The sequence below is a fragment of the Streptosporangium sp. NPDC023615 genome (assembly GCF_040640155.1).
Classification (GTDB): domain Bacteria; phylum Actinomycetota; class Actinomycetes; order Streptosporangiales; family Streptosporangiaceae; genus Streptosporangium.
In genome coordinates, this window is record NZ_JBFABE010000014.1 from 47567 (window position 1) to 61407 (window position 13841).

The 13841-nt window shown below is 72.5% G+C and carries 12 protein-coding genes and 1 pseudogene; 3 read left to right on the plus strand and 10 right to left on the minus strand.

Features of this window, described 5'->3' with window-relative positions; translation table 11 throughout:
• Positions 1-16: 16 nt before the first annotated feature.
• Both AB0G16_RS13675 and AB0G16_RS13680 read right to left on the minus strand, forming a co-directional pair.
• A complete protein-coding gene (locus AB0G16_RS13675; protein WP_362803667.1) occupies positions 17-1645 on the minus strand; it encodes an amidohydrolase in 1629 nt (542 codons plus the stop codon).
• Positions 1646-1689: 44 nt separating this feature from the next.
• Positions 1690-3093: an FAD-binding oxidoreductase gene (locus AB0G16_RS13680; RefSeq protein WP_362803670.1), complete on the minus strand. Its 1404-nt coding sequence runs from the start codon at positions 3091-3093 to the stop codon at positions 1690-1692.
• Between the two features lie 178 nt (positions 3094-3271).
• Here AB0G16_RS13680 and AB0G16_RS13685 point away from each other — a divergent pair, with 178 nt between their 5' ends.
• Positions 3272-4303 (plus strand): GNAT family N-acetyltransferase, encoded by a 1032-nt coding sequence (locus AB0G16_RS13685; RefSeq protein WP_362803673.1) that lies wholly within the window; start codon positions 3272-3274, stop codon positions 4301-4303.
• A gap of 418 nt (positions 4304-4721) precedes the next feature.
• Here the strand turns inward: AB0G16_RS13685 and AB0G16_RS13690 are convergent.
• A pseudogene (locus AB0G16_RS13690) lies at positions 4722-5147 on the minus strand (Clp protease N-terminal domain-containing protein); the annotation flags it as partial.
• Positions 5148-5358: 211 nt separating this feature from the next.
• Between AB0G16_RS13690 and add the strand changes: the two are divergent.
• Positions 5359-6390 (plus strand): adenosine deaminase, encoded by a 1032-nt coding sequence (add, locus tag AB0G16_RS13695; protein WP_362803676.1) that lies wholly within the window; start codon positions 5359-5361, stop codon positions 6388-6390.
• A 48-nt stretch (positions 6391-6438) separates the two neighbouring features.
• Here add and AB0G16_RS13700 read toward each other — a convergent pair whose 3' ends face one another.
• Positions 6439-6957 carry an SLATT domain-containing protein gene (locus AB0G16_RS13700; protein ID WP_362803679.1) on the minus strand — a complete coding sequence of 173 codons (519 nt, stop codon included), beginning with the start codon at positions 6955-6957 and terminating at the stop codon, positions 6439-6441.
• 301 nt (positions 6958-7258) lie between these two features.
• Here AB0G16_RS13700 and AB0G16_RS13705 point away from each other — a divergent pair, with 301 nt between their 5' ends.
• Positions 7259-7513, plus strand: coding sequence for a hypothetical protein (locus AB0G16_RS13705; protein ID WP_362803682.1), 255 nt, complete (start codon positions 7259-7261; stop codon positions 7511-7513).
• On the opposite strand, the gene AB0G16_RS13710 is transcribed toward AB0G16_RS13705, so the two are convergent.
• From AB0G16_RS13710 to zwf, 6 genes are all read right to left on the minus strand, one after another.
• Positions 7429-7929 carry a hypothetical protein gene (locus AB0G16_RS13710; protein WP_362803685.1) on the minus strand — a complete coding sequence of 167 codons (501 nt, stop codon included), beginning with the start codon at positions 7927-7929 and terminating at the stop codon, positions 7429-7431. The genes AB0G16_RS13705 and AB0G16_RS13710 overlap by 85 nt on opposite strands.
• On the minus strand, positions 7926-8204 hold the full coding sequence (locus AB0G16_RS13715) for a DUF1778 domain-containing protein (protein ID WP_362803913.1): 279 nt from the start codon (positions 8202-8204) through the stop codon (positions 7926-7928). The genes AB0G16_RS13710 and AB0G16_RS13715 overlap by 4 nt, the downstream gene beginning before the upstream one ends.
• Before the next feature lie 334 nt (positions 8205-8538).
• Entirely contained in the window at positions 8539-10266 is a 1728-nt protein-coding gene (locus AB0G16_RS13720; protein WP_362803688.1) for a serine/threonine-protein kinase, read from the minus strand.
• 118 nt (positions 10267-10384) lie between these two features.
• Positions 10385-11137 (minus strand): 6-phosphogluconolactonase, encoded by a 753-nt coding sequence (gene pgl / locus AB0G16_RS13725; RefSeq protein ID WP_362803691.1) that lies wholly within the window; start codon positions 11135-11137, stop codon positions 10385-10387.
• A gap of 102 nt (positions 11138-11239) precedes the next feature.
• Positions 11240-12151 (minus strand): glucose-6-phosphate dehydrogenase assembly protein OpcA, encoded by a 912-nt coding sequence (locus AB0G16_RS13730; protein ID WP_362803693.1) that lies wholly within the window; start codon positions 12149-12151, stop codon positions 11240-11242.
• Positions 12152-13837, minus strand: a complete 1686-nt coding sequence (zwf, locus tag AB0G16_RS13735) for a glucose-6-phosphate dehydrogenase (RefSeq protein WP_362803696.1) — start codon at positions 13835-13837, stop codon at positions 12152-12154.
• Positions 13838-13841 lie beyond the last annotated feature (4 nt).

Here is a 13841-nt window from a genome sequence, read left to right on the forward strand (position 1 = left end):
GGCCGGGCGCGAGCGGTCAGCGGCGGTAGACCTCCTGGCCGTCGACGAAGGTCATGGCCACCGCCGTCCGCCAGATGTCGGCGGCGGGTCCGGCGAACGGGTCACGGTCCAGGACCACCAGGTCGGCGCGGTTGCCCGGGACGATGCTCCCGGCGTCGTCGTCGCGGTTGATCCACGCCGAACCCGCGGTGTAGGCGGTCAGGGCCGTGGCCAGGTCCAGGCTCTGGCCGGGCAGGAACGGGGTCTGCGCCGTCGGGTAGCCCGCGTGCACCGAGCCGCCCGGTTCGGTGCGGTTGACGGCCACGTGCATGCCCTGGATCGGGTCGGCGACCGAGACCGGCCAGTCGCTGCCCGCGCAGAACCGCGTGCCCGCGCGCAGCAGGTCGGCGAACGGGTACTGCCAGGACGAGCGCTCCTCGCCCAGGAACGGGATCGTCAGCTCGTCCATCTGGGCGTGGTGGGTGGCCCACAGCGGCTGCAGGTTGGCGGTCACGCCGAGCCTGGCGAAGCGCGGCACGTCGGAGGGTTCGATGACCTGCAGGTGCGCGATGTGGTGGCGGTTGGCCGGGTCGGTCCCCTCGAAGGCGTCCAGCGCCTCGCGCACGGCCCGCTCGCCGATGGCGTGGACGTGCACCTGGAAGCCGTGCCGGTCCAGCTCGGCGACGTACTCGCGCAGCAGCGCGGGCTCGACGTACGACAGGCCGGTGCCGCCGCAGCGGCAGTAGGGCTCGATCACCGCGGCGGTGAAGTTCTCGGCGATGCCGTCCTGCATGATCTTCACCGAGGTGGCGCGGAACCGCTCCAGGCCCTCGGCGGAGCGGCGGCGCTCCAGCAGTTCGGGGATCTGCTCGGCGCCGCGCGTGCGGTCCCACCAGAGCGCGCCCACCACGCGGGCCCGCAGCGCGCCGGAGGCCGCCGCCGCGAGGTAGGTGGGCAGCGGGTCGTCGGAGCCGGCGTAGGAGCCGACGATGGCGTCCTGCCAGCCGGTGATGCCGAGGGAGAACAGGTGCTCCTGGGCGGCGAGCAGGGCGTCGTGCAGGTCTCCGGGGGTGGGGCGGGGGGTGAGCAGGCCGACCAGGTCCATCGCGCCCTCGTGCAGCACGCCGCTCGGGGTGCCGTCGGGGTCGCGCTCGATGCGGCCGTCGGCGGGGTCGGGGGTGTCGCGGGTGATCCCGGCCAGCTCCAGCGCCCGGGTGTTCACCCAGGCGGCGTGGTGGTCGCGCTGGATCAGGTAGGCCGGGCGGTCGACGACGTCGAGCTGGGAGCGGTGCGGCAGGCCGCCGGGGAAGGCCGACATGTCCCAGCCGCCGCCGTCGATCCACGGGCGTTCGGGGTGCGCCCCGGCGTAGGCGGCGATCCGCTCCAGGTACTCGGGCAGGCCGTAGACCGCTGACAGGTCGCACCTGGCCCGCTCCAGGCCCGCCTGCACGGGGTGGATGTGCGCGTCGGTGAACGCGGGGGTCAGCAGGGCGCCGTCCAGGTCCACGGTCTCGTGGCCGGGGGCGGCCAGCGCCGCCACGTCGGACTCGGTGCCCACGGCGGCGATCCGGCCGTCGCGGACCAGCACGGCCTCGGCGAAGGCGCCGGCGGCGAGGAAGACCCGGCCGCCGCGGAAGAGGAGGTCGCTCACGGGTGTGGGGGGCATGGCTCTCCTGGGCGTGGGGACGCGGCCGTCGTCGGTGTCCGGCGTCAGCGTCCGGTGATGGAGTCGGCGACGCGGGCCAGCACCGAGGTGCGGCCGAGCCCCGCGTTCTCCCGGGCGTCGGCCCGCCGGTAGAGGTCGTACATGGCGTGCACGCCGATCCACCGCAGCGGTTCCACCTCCCAGCCTCGCACCTTACGGTCCACCCAGGGGAGACCCGCCAGCTCGGTGTCCTCGCCCAGGATCAGGTCGCGCAGGGTACGGCCGGCCAGGTTGGCCGTGGTCACCCCGTGGCCGGTGTAGCCGCCCGCCCAGCCGACGCCGGTGGCCCGGTCGACGTGCACGGTGGCGCACCAGTCGCGCGGCACGCCCAGCACCCCCGACCAGGCGTGCGCCACCCGGGAGGCCCGGACGGCGGGGAACATGCCGGTCAGCAGCTCCCACAGCGCCTCGATCGTCCAGGAGTGGGTGCGGCCCCGCTCGTCCACCCGCGAGCCGTACAGGTAGGGCTTGCCGCGCCCGCCGAACGCGATCCGGCCGTCGGCGGTGCGCTGGGCGTACATGTAGTAGTGCGCCATGTCGCCGAGGAGCTCGCCGCCGGACCAGCCGATCTCCTCCCAGAGCTCCGCCGCCAGCGGCTCGGTGACGATCATCGAGCTGTTCATCGGCAGCCACGCGCGGTGGTACTGCCCGAACTCGGCGGTGAAGCCCTCGGTGGCGCGGATGACGTGACCGGCGCGGACCGTGCCGTAGGGGGTGCGGGCCTCGTGCGGGGCGATCTCGGTGACCGGGGTCCGCTCGAAGATCTCCACCCCCAGTTCCCGTACGGTGTCGGCCAGGCCGCGGGCCAGCTTGGCGGGCTGGATGCGGGCGCAGTGCGGGCTCCAGATCGCGCTGACCGCGCCGTTCACCCGCAGCCGCTCCTCCCGCTCGGCCGGGTCGAGCAGCCGCACGTCCTGCTCGGTCCAGCCCCAGTGGCGCTCGTGGGCCAGCAGCTCGCGCAGCCGCCGGTCCTGGGCGGCGTTGGTGGCGACCGTGGTGACGCCGCCCTTGACGATCTCGGCGTCGATGCCCTCGTCCTTCGCCACGGCCACGACCTCGTCGACGCTGTCGAACATGATCCGCTGGAAGCGCTTGGCCGCGTCCACGCCGTGCGTCCTGGCGTAGCGCTCGGGGGTGCCCGCCAGCTCGCCGACCAGCCAGCCGCCGTTGCGCCCGGAGGCGCCGTAGCCGGCGAACTCCTTCTCCAGCACGACGACCCGCAGGCCCGGGGCGGCCTTCTTCAGGTAGTACGCGGTCCACAGGCCGGTGTACCCGGCGCCGACGACGGCCACGTCGGCGTCGAGGTCGCCGTCCAGGGGCTCCCCGGCGGCCGGGAGGCCGAGGGAGCGGTACCAGAAGGAGACGTCTCCGTTGACGAAATCCCCAGCCAGGGGAACACGGGTACTCATAGCTTCATATCCTGCTATATCCGTCTATGTAGGCATAATTGGCAACGGAAATCGTTGTGTGAACGCCGTCCGGCCACGTAATCAGTGATCTTGTCATATGTAACGGCGGGCTCACTCCCGTGTAGCAGTCCCGTAACAGGATCAGGCAAGGCTATCTCCTGACAGAGGGAGCGTTCTGATGGGATTTCTTCGAATCCGTACGACCGTCGACGAGAGGCCGGGGCGCCTGGCCTCACTGGCCGCCGCGCTCGCCGCCAAGGGCGGCAACATCCTGGGCCTGAGCGTCCAGACCGACGTGAACGGCACGGTCGACGAGTTCGTCACGGACATCCCGGCCGGCGCCGAGGCGGTACGCGAGGCGCTCGAGGCCGCCGGGGGCCGCGAGGTCCAGGTCGTCACCGCCACCGCGCACGAACTGACCGACGAGCCCACCCGGGTCCTGCTGCTGGCCTCGCGGGTGCGCACGACGCCCTGGCGCCTGCCGGAGCTGCTCGGCGAGCTGCTGCGCGCCGAGGACTCCCGCTGGGTCTACGGTTCGGAGATGAGCGATCTTCCCGACCCGACGCTGCTCACCGTCCCGGTCACCGCGCGCCGCGCGATCAGGGTGCGCCGCTCCGAGCTCCCCTTCACCCTCACCGAGGCCGCCCGCGCCGCCTCCTTCGTACGGCTGGCGCAGCCTCCGGCGGAGCAGACCGGCGACGACCGCGAGTTCAAGCTCTCCGACGGCACCGAGATCCAGGTCCGGCCGCTCACCGGCCTGCACCGCGAGGCCGTACGCGACCTGCACGACCGCTGCTCGCCCGAGGCCCGCAGGTTCCGCTACTTCACCTCGATGCCGGCGCTGCCGCCCAGGGTCTTCGACCGTCTCTGCGACCGCACCCGCGGGCACTCGGTCGTCGCCGGTCAGGACGGCCAGGTCATCGCCGTCGCAAGCCTGATGTTCACGCCGGACCCGGGCACCGCCGAGATGGCCTTCCTCGTCGAGGACCGCTGGCAGGGCAGGGGGCTGGGGACCCATCTGGCCGGGGTGCTCGTCCGCCAGGCCCGCGACCTGGGGTTCGCCGAGGTCAGGGCGACCCTGCTGTCGGACAACACGCGGATGCGCAGGCTGCTGGTCTCGCTCGGCGCGACCCTGAACCACACCGAGGACCCCGGCGTGATGGAAGCCAGGCTGGCCGTGGGCGTGATGGCGACGGCGGCCCCGAGCTGACCCGTCACGCGTCCTCCCCGTTCCGGGACCGCTCAGGGGTCCCGGAACGACGGGACGCACTCCCGCGCCTCCCGTCGGGGGTGGGCGCGGGCCCGTCCCCGGCCCTCCGCCTCCCCGCCCTTCCCGGTTCCCTCCCGGGTGAGGGCCCTCAGGCCCCGGGCCTCTCCCAGGGCGCCGGCCCCGGGTCGTCCCCGGGATCGGCGTCCGGCCGGCCGGGCACGTCGCCGGGCGGTGAGGGAGCTGACGCCGGCGGTTCCTCCCCGGAGCCGGGGGAGGCGTCCTCCCCGGCCATCGCCGCCAGCCTGCGCTCGATCCGGTCCAGGCTCTCCTGGACGCGGTCCAGCCGGGCCTCCACCGAGGTCTCCATGAACGGGAGGCTCTCCTCCGACGCCAGCGCGCCGCGCACGTCGCGCCGGCCGAGCACCATGATCACCTGGACGCGCACCGCCTCCAGGCGCGCGCCCCTGGCGGCCAGCACGCGCGCGGCCACCCCTTCGCCCTCGCGGATCAGGCCGAGCAGGATGTGCTCGGTGCCGATGTAACCGTGGTGCAGGCCGAGCGCCTCCCGCAGGGACAGCTCCAGCACCTTCTTCGCGCGGGAGGTGAACGGGATGGCGCCGGTGCCGGTCTGCTCGCCCCGGCCGATGATCTCCTCGACGTCGGTCCTTACCTGCTCGCCGGTGATGCCGAACGTCCGCAGGGCGCGACCGGCGACGCCGTCCTCCTCGCGGATCAGGCCGAGCAGGATGTGCTCGGTGCCGATGTGCCCGTGACCCAGGCGGCGGGCCTCCTCCTGCGCCAGGACCACGACGCGGCGGGCACGGTCGGTGAAGCGCTCGAACACGGGGAGCCTCCAAGAGGGGTGTCGAGGTGCCTGACCCCCACTATGCGCCAGCCGCCGGGCGAGCGGGAGGAGATCCACCGGAGGATTTCACCCCTCACGGCGCGCCCCGTGCGACCCCGCGCACCCCCTCGTCCGAGGAATCGTACATTCTTGTGTTAATTTCATTGAAAACGGCTTTCGTCGCCGGACGGGAAGTGCGTAGGGTCCCGGCATGACGCCGAACGCCTTCATCGACGCGCTCCCCAAGGTCGAACTGCACGTCCACCTGGTCGGTTCCGCCTCGGTCCCCACCGTTCTCGAACTCGCCCGCCGCCACCCGGGCGGCGTCGTCCCCACCGACGAGGAGGCGCTGCGGGCCTTCTACCGGTTCCGTGACTTCCCGCACTTCGCCGAGATCTACCAGGCCGTCAACGCCCTGGTCCGCGAGCCCGAGGACGTCGCCACCCTGGTGCTCGGCCTGACCCGCGACCTCGGCGGCCAGAACGCCCGCTACGTCGAGCTGACCGTCACGCCGTACGCCCACCACGTCATGGGCATGCCGATGCGCGAGGTCACCGAGGCCCTCGACGAGGCGGCCCGCCGCTCCCGCGAGGAACACGGGGTGCGGGTGGCCTACGTCTTCGACATCCCCGGCGAGTACGGCGCCGAGGCGGCCCGGATCACCCTCGACCACGCGCTCCAGGAACCTCCCCGCGCGCTGGTAGGTTTCGGCCTGGCCGGGATCGAACAGGAACGCCCCAAACACCGGGACGCCTTCCGGGACGCCTTCCGCGCCGCCACGGCCGCGGGACTGCGCAGCCTGCCGCACGCGGGCGAGATGAGCGGCCCCGAGACCATCTGGGAGGCACTGGACCACCTCGGCGCCGAGCGGATCGGCCACGGCACCTCCTGCATGAGGGACCCCCGCCTGATCGCCCACCTGCGCGAGACGCAGATCCCGCTGGAGGTCTGCCCCACCTCCAACGTCTGCACCGGCCAGGTCGCCCGCATCGAGGACCACCCGCTGCCCCGCATGATCGAGGAAGGCCTGTTCGTCACCCTCAACAGCGACGACCCGCCCATGTTCGCCACCAGCCTGAGCCGCGAGTACCGCGTCGCCGCCGAGGACCTGGGCCTGGACCGCGCCACCCTCGCCACGCTGGCCCGCAACGCCGTGCACGCCTCCGGCCTGGACGCGCAGGACAAACGGGAGATCCTCACCGAGATCGACACCGTCACCTCAATCGGCACGTTCCCGAACTGAACCCACGCCGGCCATCGATGACCCCATACGGAACCGGACGACCGGAGGTCACTTCTGGCCGGGGGGCGGGTTGAGCTGGGCCAGCCCGCTCCGGAACTCGGCGACCCACTCACCGGTCTCCCCGATGATCGTCGCCGACAGGTCGGTGATGAGGACCCGGAGCAGTTCGAGATACTCCTCCACCGGAACCGGCCGCTGCTCGGCCGCGTCGCGCGCGTTCAGCACCGCCCAGTCGAGCTGGAAGGCGTGCAACCGCGACTGGATCTCCTGCGCGCAGACCATGTCCCGCATCCAGCGGGACGACAGCCCGAGAAAGTGGTCGAACGCGACGCAGACACCACCCGAGGCCAGCAGCACGTAACCCCACCCCAGGCCGCCCCCCGCACCGGCCGCGCTGGCCAGCGGCTGGAGCCCGCCCGCGGCGGCCAGCACGATCGCGGCCCCTCGCAACGCCTTGGAGGAGACCCGCTTCCTGACGCGGTCCCGTATGTACCAGGTGTACGCCTCGATGGCCCGCTCCTCGGCCTCGAGATACATCCGGCGCAGGAGGGTCCGCCTCCTCGTCATGGTCGTCGTCCCGCGAGGCGAGGGAGGGAAAGGTGGCGTGGCAGTCGTCGAAGGACCGCCTCAACCGGCGTGTGACCTGGTCCCGGTTGCTCCCGATGCTCGTGTCACCCTCCCATCGGTAACGGGAGGCGTTGTACCGCCTCGCGTACACCTGCAGGCTCCTGGGGGTGACCTTGACGAGCTGATACTGGTTGGGCACGTCGTCGGGGCGGGCCTCCTTGCGCACCCCGGTGCTGCCCGCGCAGCGTACGGCGAAGGCGTCGGCGCCGTAGCTGTCGATGCGGCCCTCGTGGGTGTGCCCGTGCAGCAGCAGGTTCAGGTGCGGGGCGACGAGCTCGCCGAACTGGTGCCGATCACGCAGGAAGGCGTCGTCGCCCGGATCGACGATCACCGGTTCGCCGCCCGCGACGGTAATGACCCGTCCGTGTTCGCCAGCGGCCGGAGCCGCGAACTCGGGTTGTCGGTCAAGATTCAGGAGGAGGCGAGTGCCGCCCGCGCAGTGGCCATCTTCATCACCAGTCGTCGTGGATTGTCCTTGACCGGAAGGAATCCGTGAAAGGCGTAGAAGTCGGCGGCACGGCCGTCGATCGCGTCGACCACGATGATGCGACCTCCCGCCGTCTCCGAAGCTGAAACGATCTTGGATATGGCGTTCACCAGCAGATCCGAACTCAGTCCCCGGCCGTGGAGACGGTGATCGAGGGCAAGCCTCGCCAGAAGGTAGCCGGGCACGATGCTCACCCCGCCGGAGAGTGAGCCGCCGGCCTCAGCGCGGCGGACCTCGGTGGGGGTGATGGAGAAGTACGCGACGATGTGATCGGTGTCCGGGGGAGACCATACGTAGGTGCGTGCCGTGTCCGACCTCCGGGCGCGAAGCGCCGTCCTGACAAGCCATTCGTTCATGAGCGGGACCGAGCGGTCGAAGCCGCCGGGGTCGTGCTCCTCACGAAGGAAACGCGAAGGCCAGGTCATGCCGATTCGTGATAGCCGGGCCGTCGCCGCGCGACCCTGCGGAGCACGGGCGCGTCGTCCGGTTCGTCGAGCGACGAGAGCAACTCGTCGAACTGCTCGGCGGGCATCAATGTGACATCCGGTCGGGCGAGCACCCGACCGGCCTCCGCGCGGGCCGCGCGCAGCACGAAAGACGAGGTGGACTCTCCCGTGGCCTCCGCGGCCTGCACGATGAGTGCCTCGGTGGCCGCGTCCGTGCGCATCTCGATGCGATGTGTCTTGACGGTCATCACCATCACCTCCACCTCCTTTCCATCGCACGGTGCTGATAGGGCAGGCCTTCTGCCGCGGTAAGCGTATCTGTGACGTCTCCACCGCACAGTGTGATTACGGCCGACGGCTCATCGCCGGACGCATTCCGTCGCGAGAGCGGCGGACGTGACGCCTCGGTGCGTGAACGGAGACGAGCCGTGAGCCCGTCAGCACGTGTGACCGTGACATCCCGCCACGCCGGTCCGTGACGCGTTACGCGCCTCCGGCGTGAACCCGCAGAGCAGGGCGGAGGTCCCGACGAGATCGATGTCGTCGCCGGGGGCGCTCGTGCCGCCCGAGAAGCTCGGCGGGCTCCGGCTAGCCCTTCCTGCCGTTTCCTTTCCCGTTGTTCCCGCCGCCGTTCCCGTTCCCGTTGTTCCCGTTTCCGTTGTTCCCGCCGCCGTTCCCGTTGTTCCCGCTCCCGGTGTCGTTGCCGGGCTTCGGCTCGGCGTTGGCGGCCGTGGGCGCGGTGGTGGGCTTCGTCGTGCCGGGTCCGGCGGCGGTGGGCCGGGGAAGGGGCGCGGAAGGCTCGCTGGGCGCGGACGTGGAGCGGATCCTCGGCGTGGAGGTGGACCGGGTGCGCGGCGCGGGCGTGGGGGCGGACGTGCGCCGGGGGCGGGGGGTGGAGGTGGACCGGTCGCGGCGGCCGGAGGTGGATCGTTCACCGGTCACCGTCCGCGCCTCGGTGGCGCGGTCGAGCCGGAGCGTCGTGGTGGGGTCGGGGCTGGAAGGGGTGTCCCGCGTCGAACGGCCGGGTTCGCCGCTCCACCACACGGACGTGAGGGCGCCGGTCGTGACGAGAACCCCCGCGAGCAGCGCCGCGACGCCGGCCGCGAGCCACCGGTGTCCGATGACCCTCCGGCGCGCCGGAGCGGTACGCGGACGGTCACCGGCCCCGGCACCGAGACCGGGGATCAGACCGGATCCGGAGACGGGGCCGGAGGCGGGGGCGGGCACGAATCCGGGACGGGGGCCGGAGCCGGGGTCGGGATCAGGGACGGGACCGGCATCGGGGTGTCCGGCGATGTCGCCTGGGGTGACCGGCGCCGCGATCGCCCCGGTGCGGAAGGGGATCTCGGCGGCGCCGGTCTCCCGGTCCCACGACGCGACGGTGCCTCCCTCCCCGTCCCCCGGTGCCGCGGAGTCCTGTTCGCCGCGCCCCGAGGCGGCAGGGGCCTTCCGGCTCCACGGTGGGAAGGCTTCCCGTTCCCCGTCCCACAGCGCGGCGATCTCCCGCAGTTGCTCGCGGGCGCGGGCCGCACCGGTGCGGTGGGCGGGGTCCTTGTCGAGCAGGCCGGTGATGACGGGCGCCAGGGGACCGGCGTGCCGGTACGGCCCGGGGGTGGTCGTCATCACGGCGGTGAACGTGGCCATCACGGTGCTGCGGCCGAACGGGGCGCTTCCCTCGACCGCCGCGTACAGGGTGGCGCCCAGGGACCACAGGTCGCTCTCGGCGTTCGAGGCGCCGCCGCCGGCCCGCTCGGGGGCGATGTAGGCGGGCGTGCCCACGACCATCCCGGCGCGCGTGAGGCCGGGCTCCCCGTTCACGGCGGTGGCCAGCCCGAAGTCGGTCAGGATCGCCCGGCCGTCGTCGGTGAGCAGGATGTTGGCCGGTTTGACGTCGCGGTGGACGACACCGGCCGCGTGGGCGGCCTCCAGGGCCGACAGCACCTCCAGCCCGATGCGCGCGACGACGGGAGCGGGCAGCGGGCCCTCGGAGGCGATCACCTCTCCGAGGTCGCGGGACCGGATGAACTGCAGCATGATCCACGGATTGCCGTCGGTGCGGACCACGTCGTACACCGCGGCGATGTTGGGATGGCTCAGCCGCGCGGCCAGGCGCGCCTCCCGCATGGTGCGTTCCAGGAGGACCTCGCGCTCCGGGCCGGGCAGGTGCAGGGGGATCGCGACCTCCTTGGCGGCGACCTCGCGGTCCAGGAGCTCGTCGCGGGCGCGCCACACCGTCGCCATGCCGCCCCTGCCCAGTTCGGCGATGAGACGGTAGCGCCCGGCCAGCAGCAGGCCCTCGTAGCGCAGAAAAGACACGGGGCCTCCTACCCGGTCGATCGGTTCGGCATGCCGTTCACGTCCGCCCCATCGGGTGGACGCCCCCACCGGGTGGACGCGCCCGTCGGACGGACGCGTCCGGCGGGGAACGCGCCCCTCAGGAAGAGGGGATCTTCGAGGCGGCGGCCCGGTCCAGCAGGAAGAGGGTCCGGCTGCCGCCCCGGGCGCCCGCAGCGGGCACCGGCATCGGCCCCGACTCCGACAGGGCCGCCCGTACCGCCTCGGCCTTCTCCTCTCCCGCGGCGATCACCCACACCTCGGCGGAGTTGCGGATGACCGGCAGGGTCAGCGAGATCCGGGTGGGCGGCGGCTTGGGGGAGCCGTGCACCGCGACCACCGGGCGGGTGTCGTACAGGGCGGGCATGCCGGGGAAGAGCGAGGCCACGTGCCCGTCCGGCCCCATGCCGAGCATCGTCAGGTCGAAGACCGGTGCCGGGACGTGGTCCCCGGGACGGGCGGCGCGCCGCAGCTCCTCGGCGTAGGCGTCGGCCGCCTCCTCGACGGTCATCCCCGAGTCGGGGCCGCGCATCACATGGACCCGCTCCGGGGCGAGGTCGAGGTGGTCCAGCAGGGCCTTTCGGGCGCCGGTCTCGTTGCGTTCGGCGTCGCCGGACGGCAGGAAGCGCTCGTCGCCCCACCACAGGTCCACCGCGCGCCAGTCGACGGCGTCCCTGGCCGGGGAGGCGGCGATCTCGGCGAGGGTGGCGATGCCGACGGTGCCGCCGGTCAGCACCAGGTGGGCCGAGCCCCTGGCCGACTGCGCGTCGACGGCGCGGACGACGACCCGGGCCGCGACGGCCTTGGCGAGCACGTCGGCGTCACGGTGGATGATCACGGTGGGAACGCTCACGGGACTACTTCTTCTCTTTCGGCCCGGGACCTCGGGCGCGGGACTTCGGGAACGCCGGCGGGCGGACGGGCGCCCCGCGGCTCACCGCGGGGCGCCCGTCGCTCAGGACCTGCCGGTCTTGGCGAGCCGCTGGATCGCGGCCTCGTAGACCTCGTCGGGGTCCAGCCGCCGCAGCTCCTCGGCGAGCAGCTCCGACGTCGGGCGACGGGTCAGGGCGACCCGGCGGTCCGGCTGGCCCGGACGCGAGAGCGTGGCCAGGTGCCCGTCGGCCCGCGTGATCACGATGTCGCCGTCGGCGGCCGACAGCTTCACCGCGGTCAGGCCGGGCCCCTCGGAGTCGGAGACCTTCACGGACGCGCCGAGCCGGTCGCTCAGCCAGGCCGCCAGCAGCAGGGCGCTGGCGTGGCCGGGCACCGCCTCCACGCTGCCCCGCTTGACCTTGCCCACCGGCTGGTCGAACGCGGCGGCCAGCAGGCTCCGCCACGTCGTCAGCCGGGTCCAGGCCAGGTCGGTGTCACCGGGCACGTAACCGCGGGCCCGGCCGACGATCGCCTTGACCGTGTCGTTCGCGGACCGCGCGTCGATGATGCGGCGCTGGGCCAGCATGCCGATCGGGTCCTTGGACGGCACGTCCGGGCACTCGCCGGGCCACCAGGCCACCACCGGGGTGTCGGTGAGCAGCAGGGGGCTGACCACCGAGTCGGCGTGCCGGGTCAGCTCCCCGTACAGGCGGAGCAGGATCACCTCGCCCGGGGTCGACTCGCCGAACCGGATCTCGGCGTCGAGCCGGTTGGGCTCGTTCGCGTCGCGGGAGATGACGACGAGGATGCGCGAGGGGTGCTCCCTGGCCGCCTCGGTCGCCGCCCGGACCGCGTCGTACTGCTCGCTCTCGCCGCACACCACCACCAGGGTCAGCACCATGCCGACCGCGGGGGTGCCCATCTGGTGACGCAGATGGGTGAGCTGCGAGGAGATCTTCGAGGCGGTCGTGCCGCTCAGCATGAAGCTGGTCATCTACAGCCGCCTCCAGACGCGCCCGTCGCGGGCCATCATCTCGTCGGCCGAGGCCGGCCCCCACGTGCCCGCCGGGTACTCCTCCGGCGGACCCTGGGAGCTCCAGAACTCCTCGATCGGGTCGAGGATCTTCCACGACAGCTCCACCTCCCGCTGGTGCGGGAAGAGCGGCGGGTCGCCGATCAGCACGTCCAGCAGCAGCCGCTCGTAGGCCTCGGGGGAGGACTCCATGAACGACTCGCCGTAGGCGAAGTCCATCGAGACGTCCCTGACCTCCATCGCGGTGCCGGGCACCTTGGAGCCGAACCGCACCGTGATGCCCTCGTCCGGCTGCACCCGGATGACCAGGGCGTTCTGCCCCAGGATCTCGGTGTCGTCCTTGCTGAACGGCAGGTGCGGCGCCCGCTGGAACACCACGGCCACCTCGGTCACCCGCCGGCCGAGCCGCTTGCCGGTGCGCAGGTAGAACGGCACCCCGGCCCAGCGCCGGTTGGCGATCTCCACCTTGACGGCGGCGTAGGTCTCGGTGATGGAGTCCGGCGGGATGCCCTCCTCCTCGGTGTAGCCGATGACCGGCTCGCCGCCCTGCCAGCCGGGCCCGTACCGGCCGCGCGCGGTGGCCAGCGACAGGTCCGCCGGCAGCCGCAGCGCCTTGAGGACCTTCTCCTTCTCCCTGCGCAGCGAGTCGGCCCCGAACGAGGTGGGGTCCTCCATGCCGACCAGGGCCAGGAGCTGGATCAGGTGGTTCTGGATGACGTCGCGGGCCGCGCCGATGCCGTCGTAGTACCCGGCCCGGCCGCCGATGCCGATGTCCTCGGCCATCGTGATCTGCACGTGGTCGACGTACCCGCGGTTCCAGATCGGCTCGAACAGGTTGTTGGCGAAGCGCAGCGCCAGGATGTTCTGGACCGTCTCCTTGCCCAGGTAGTGGTCGATGCGGAACACCGAGCTCTCCGGGAACACCGCGCTGGTGATCGCGTTGAGCTCCTGGGCGCTCTTCAGGTCGTGCCCGAACGGTTTCTCGATCACGACCCGCCGCCAGGCGTCGTCCGGGCCGTCGGCCAGGTCGGTCCGCTTGAGCTGCTGGACCACGACCGGGAAGAACTTCGGCGGCACCGACAGGTAGAAGCCGTAGTTGCCGCCGGTGCCCCGGGTCTGGTCGATCTCCTTGAGCATCATCGCCAGCGCGTCGAACGCGCCGTCGTCGGTGAACTCGCCCCGGCAGAAGAAGATGCCCTCCGAGAGCTGCTTCCAGACCTCCTCGCGGAACGGCGTCCGCGCGTGCTCCTTGACCGCGTCGTGGGTGAGCTGCGCGAAGTCCTGGTCCTTCCAGTCGCGGCGGGCGAAGCCGACCAGTGAGAAGCCCGGCGGCAGCAGCCCCCGGTTGGCCAGGTCGTAGATCGCCGGCAGCAGCTTCTTGCGGGCCAGGTCGCCGGTCACGCCGAACAGCACCAGCACGCAGGGGCCGGCCACGCGCGGCAGGCGCTTGTCGCGCGGGTCGCGCAGGGGGTTGGCCTCGATCACGGCGTCGGTGATGCCGACGCTGGAGGCGGCGGTGGCCGCCGTGGTCGTGTCCGTGCCCTTCCCTGGGCTCTTGTGTCCCTTGTTCCCGCCCTGACGGTCGGAGGCGTCCGCGGAATCCTTCTTGCCCTCCCCGGCGGGCGCCGGGGAGCTGTCCTTGCTCATGCGA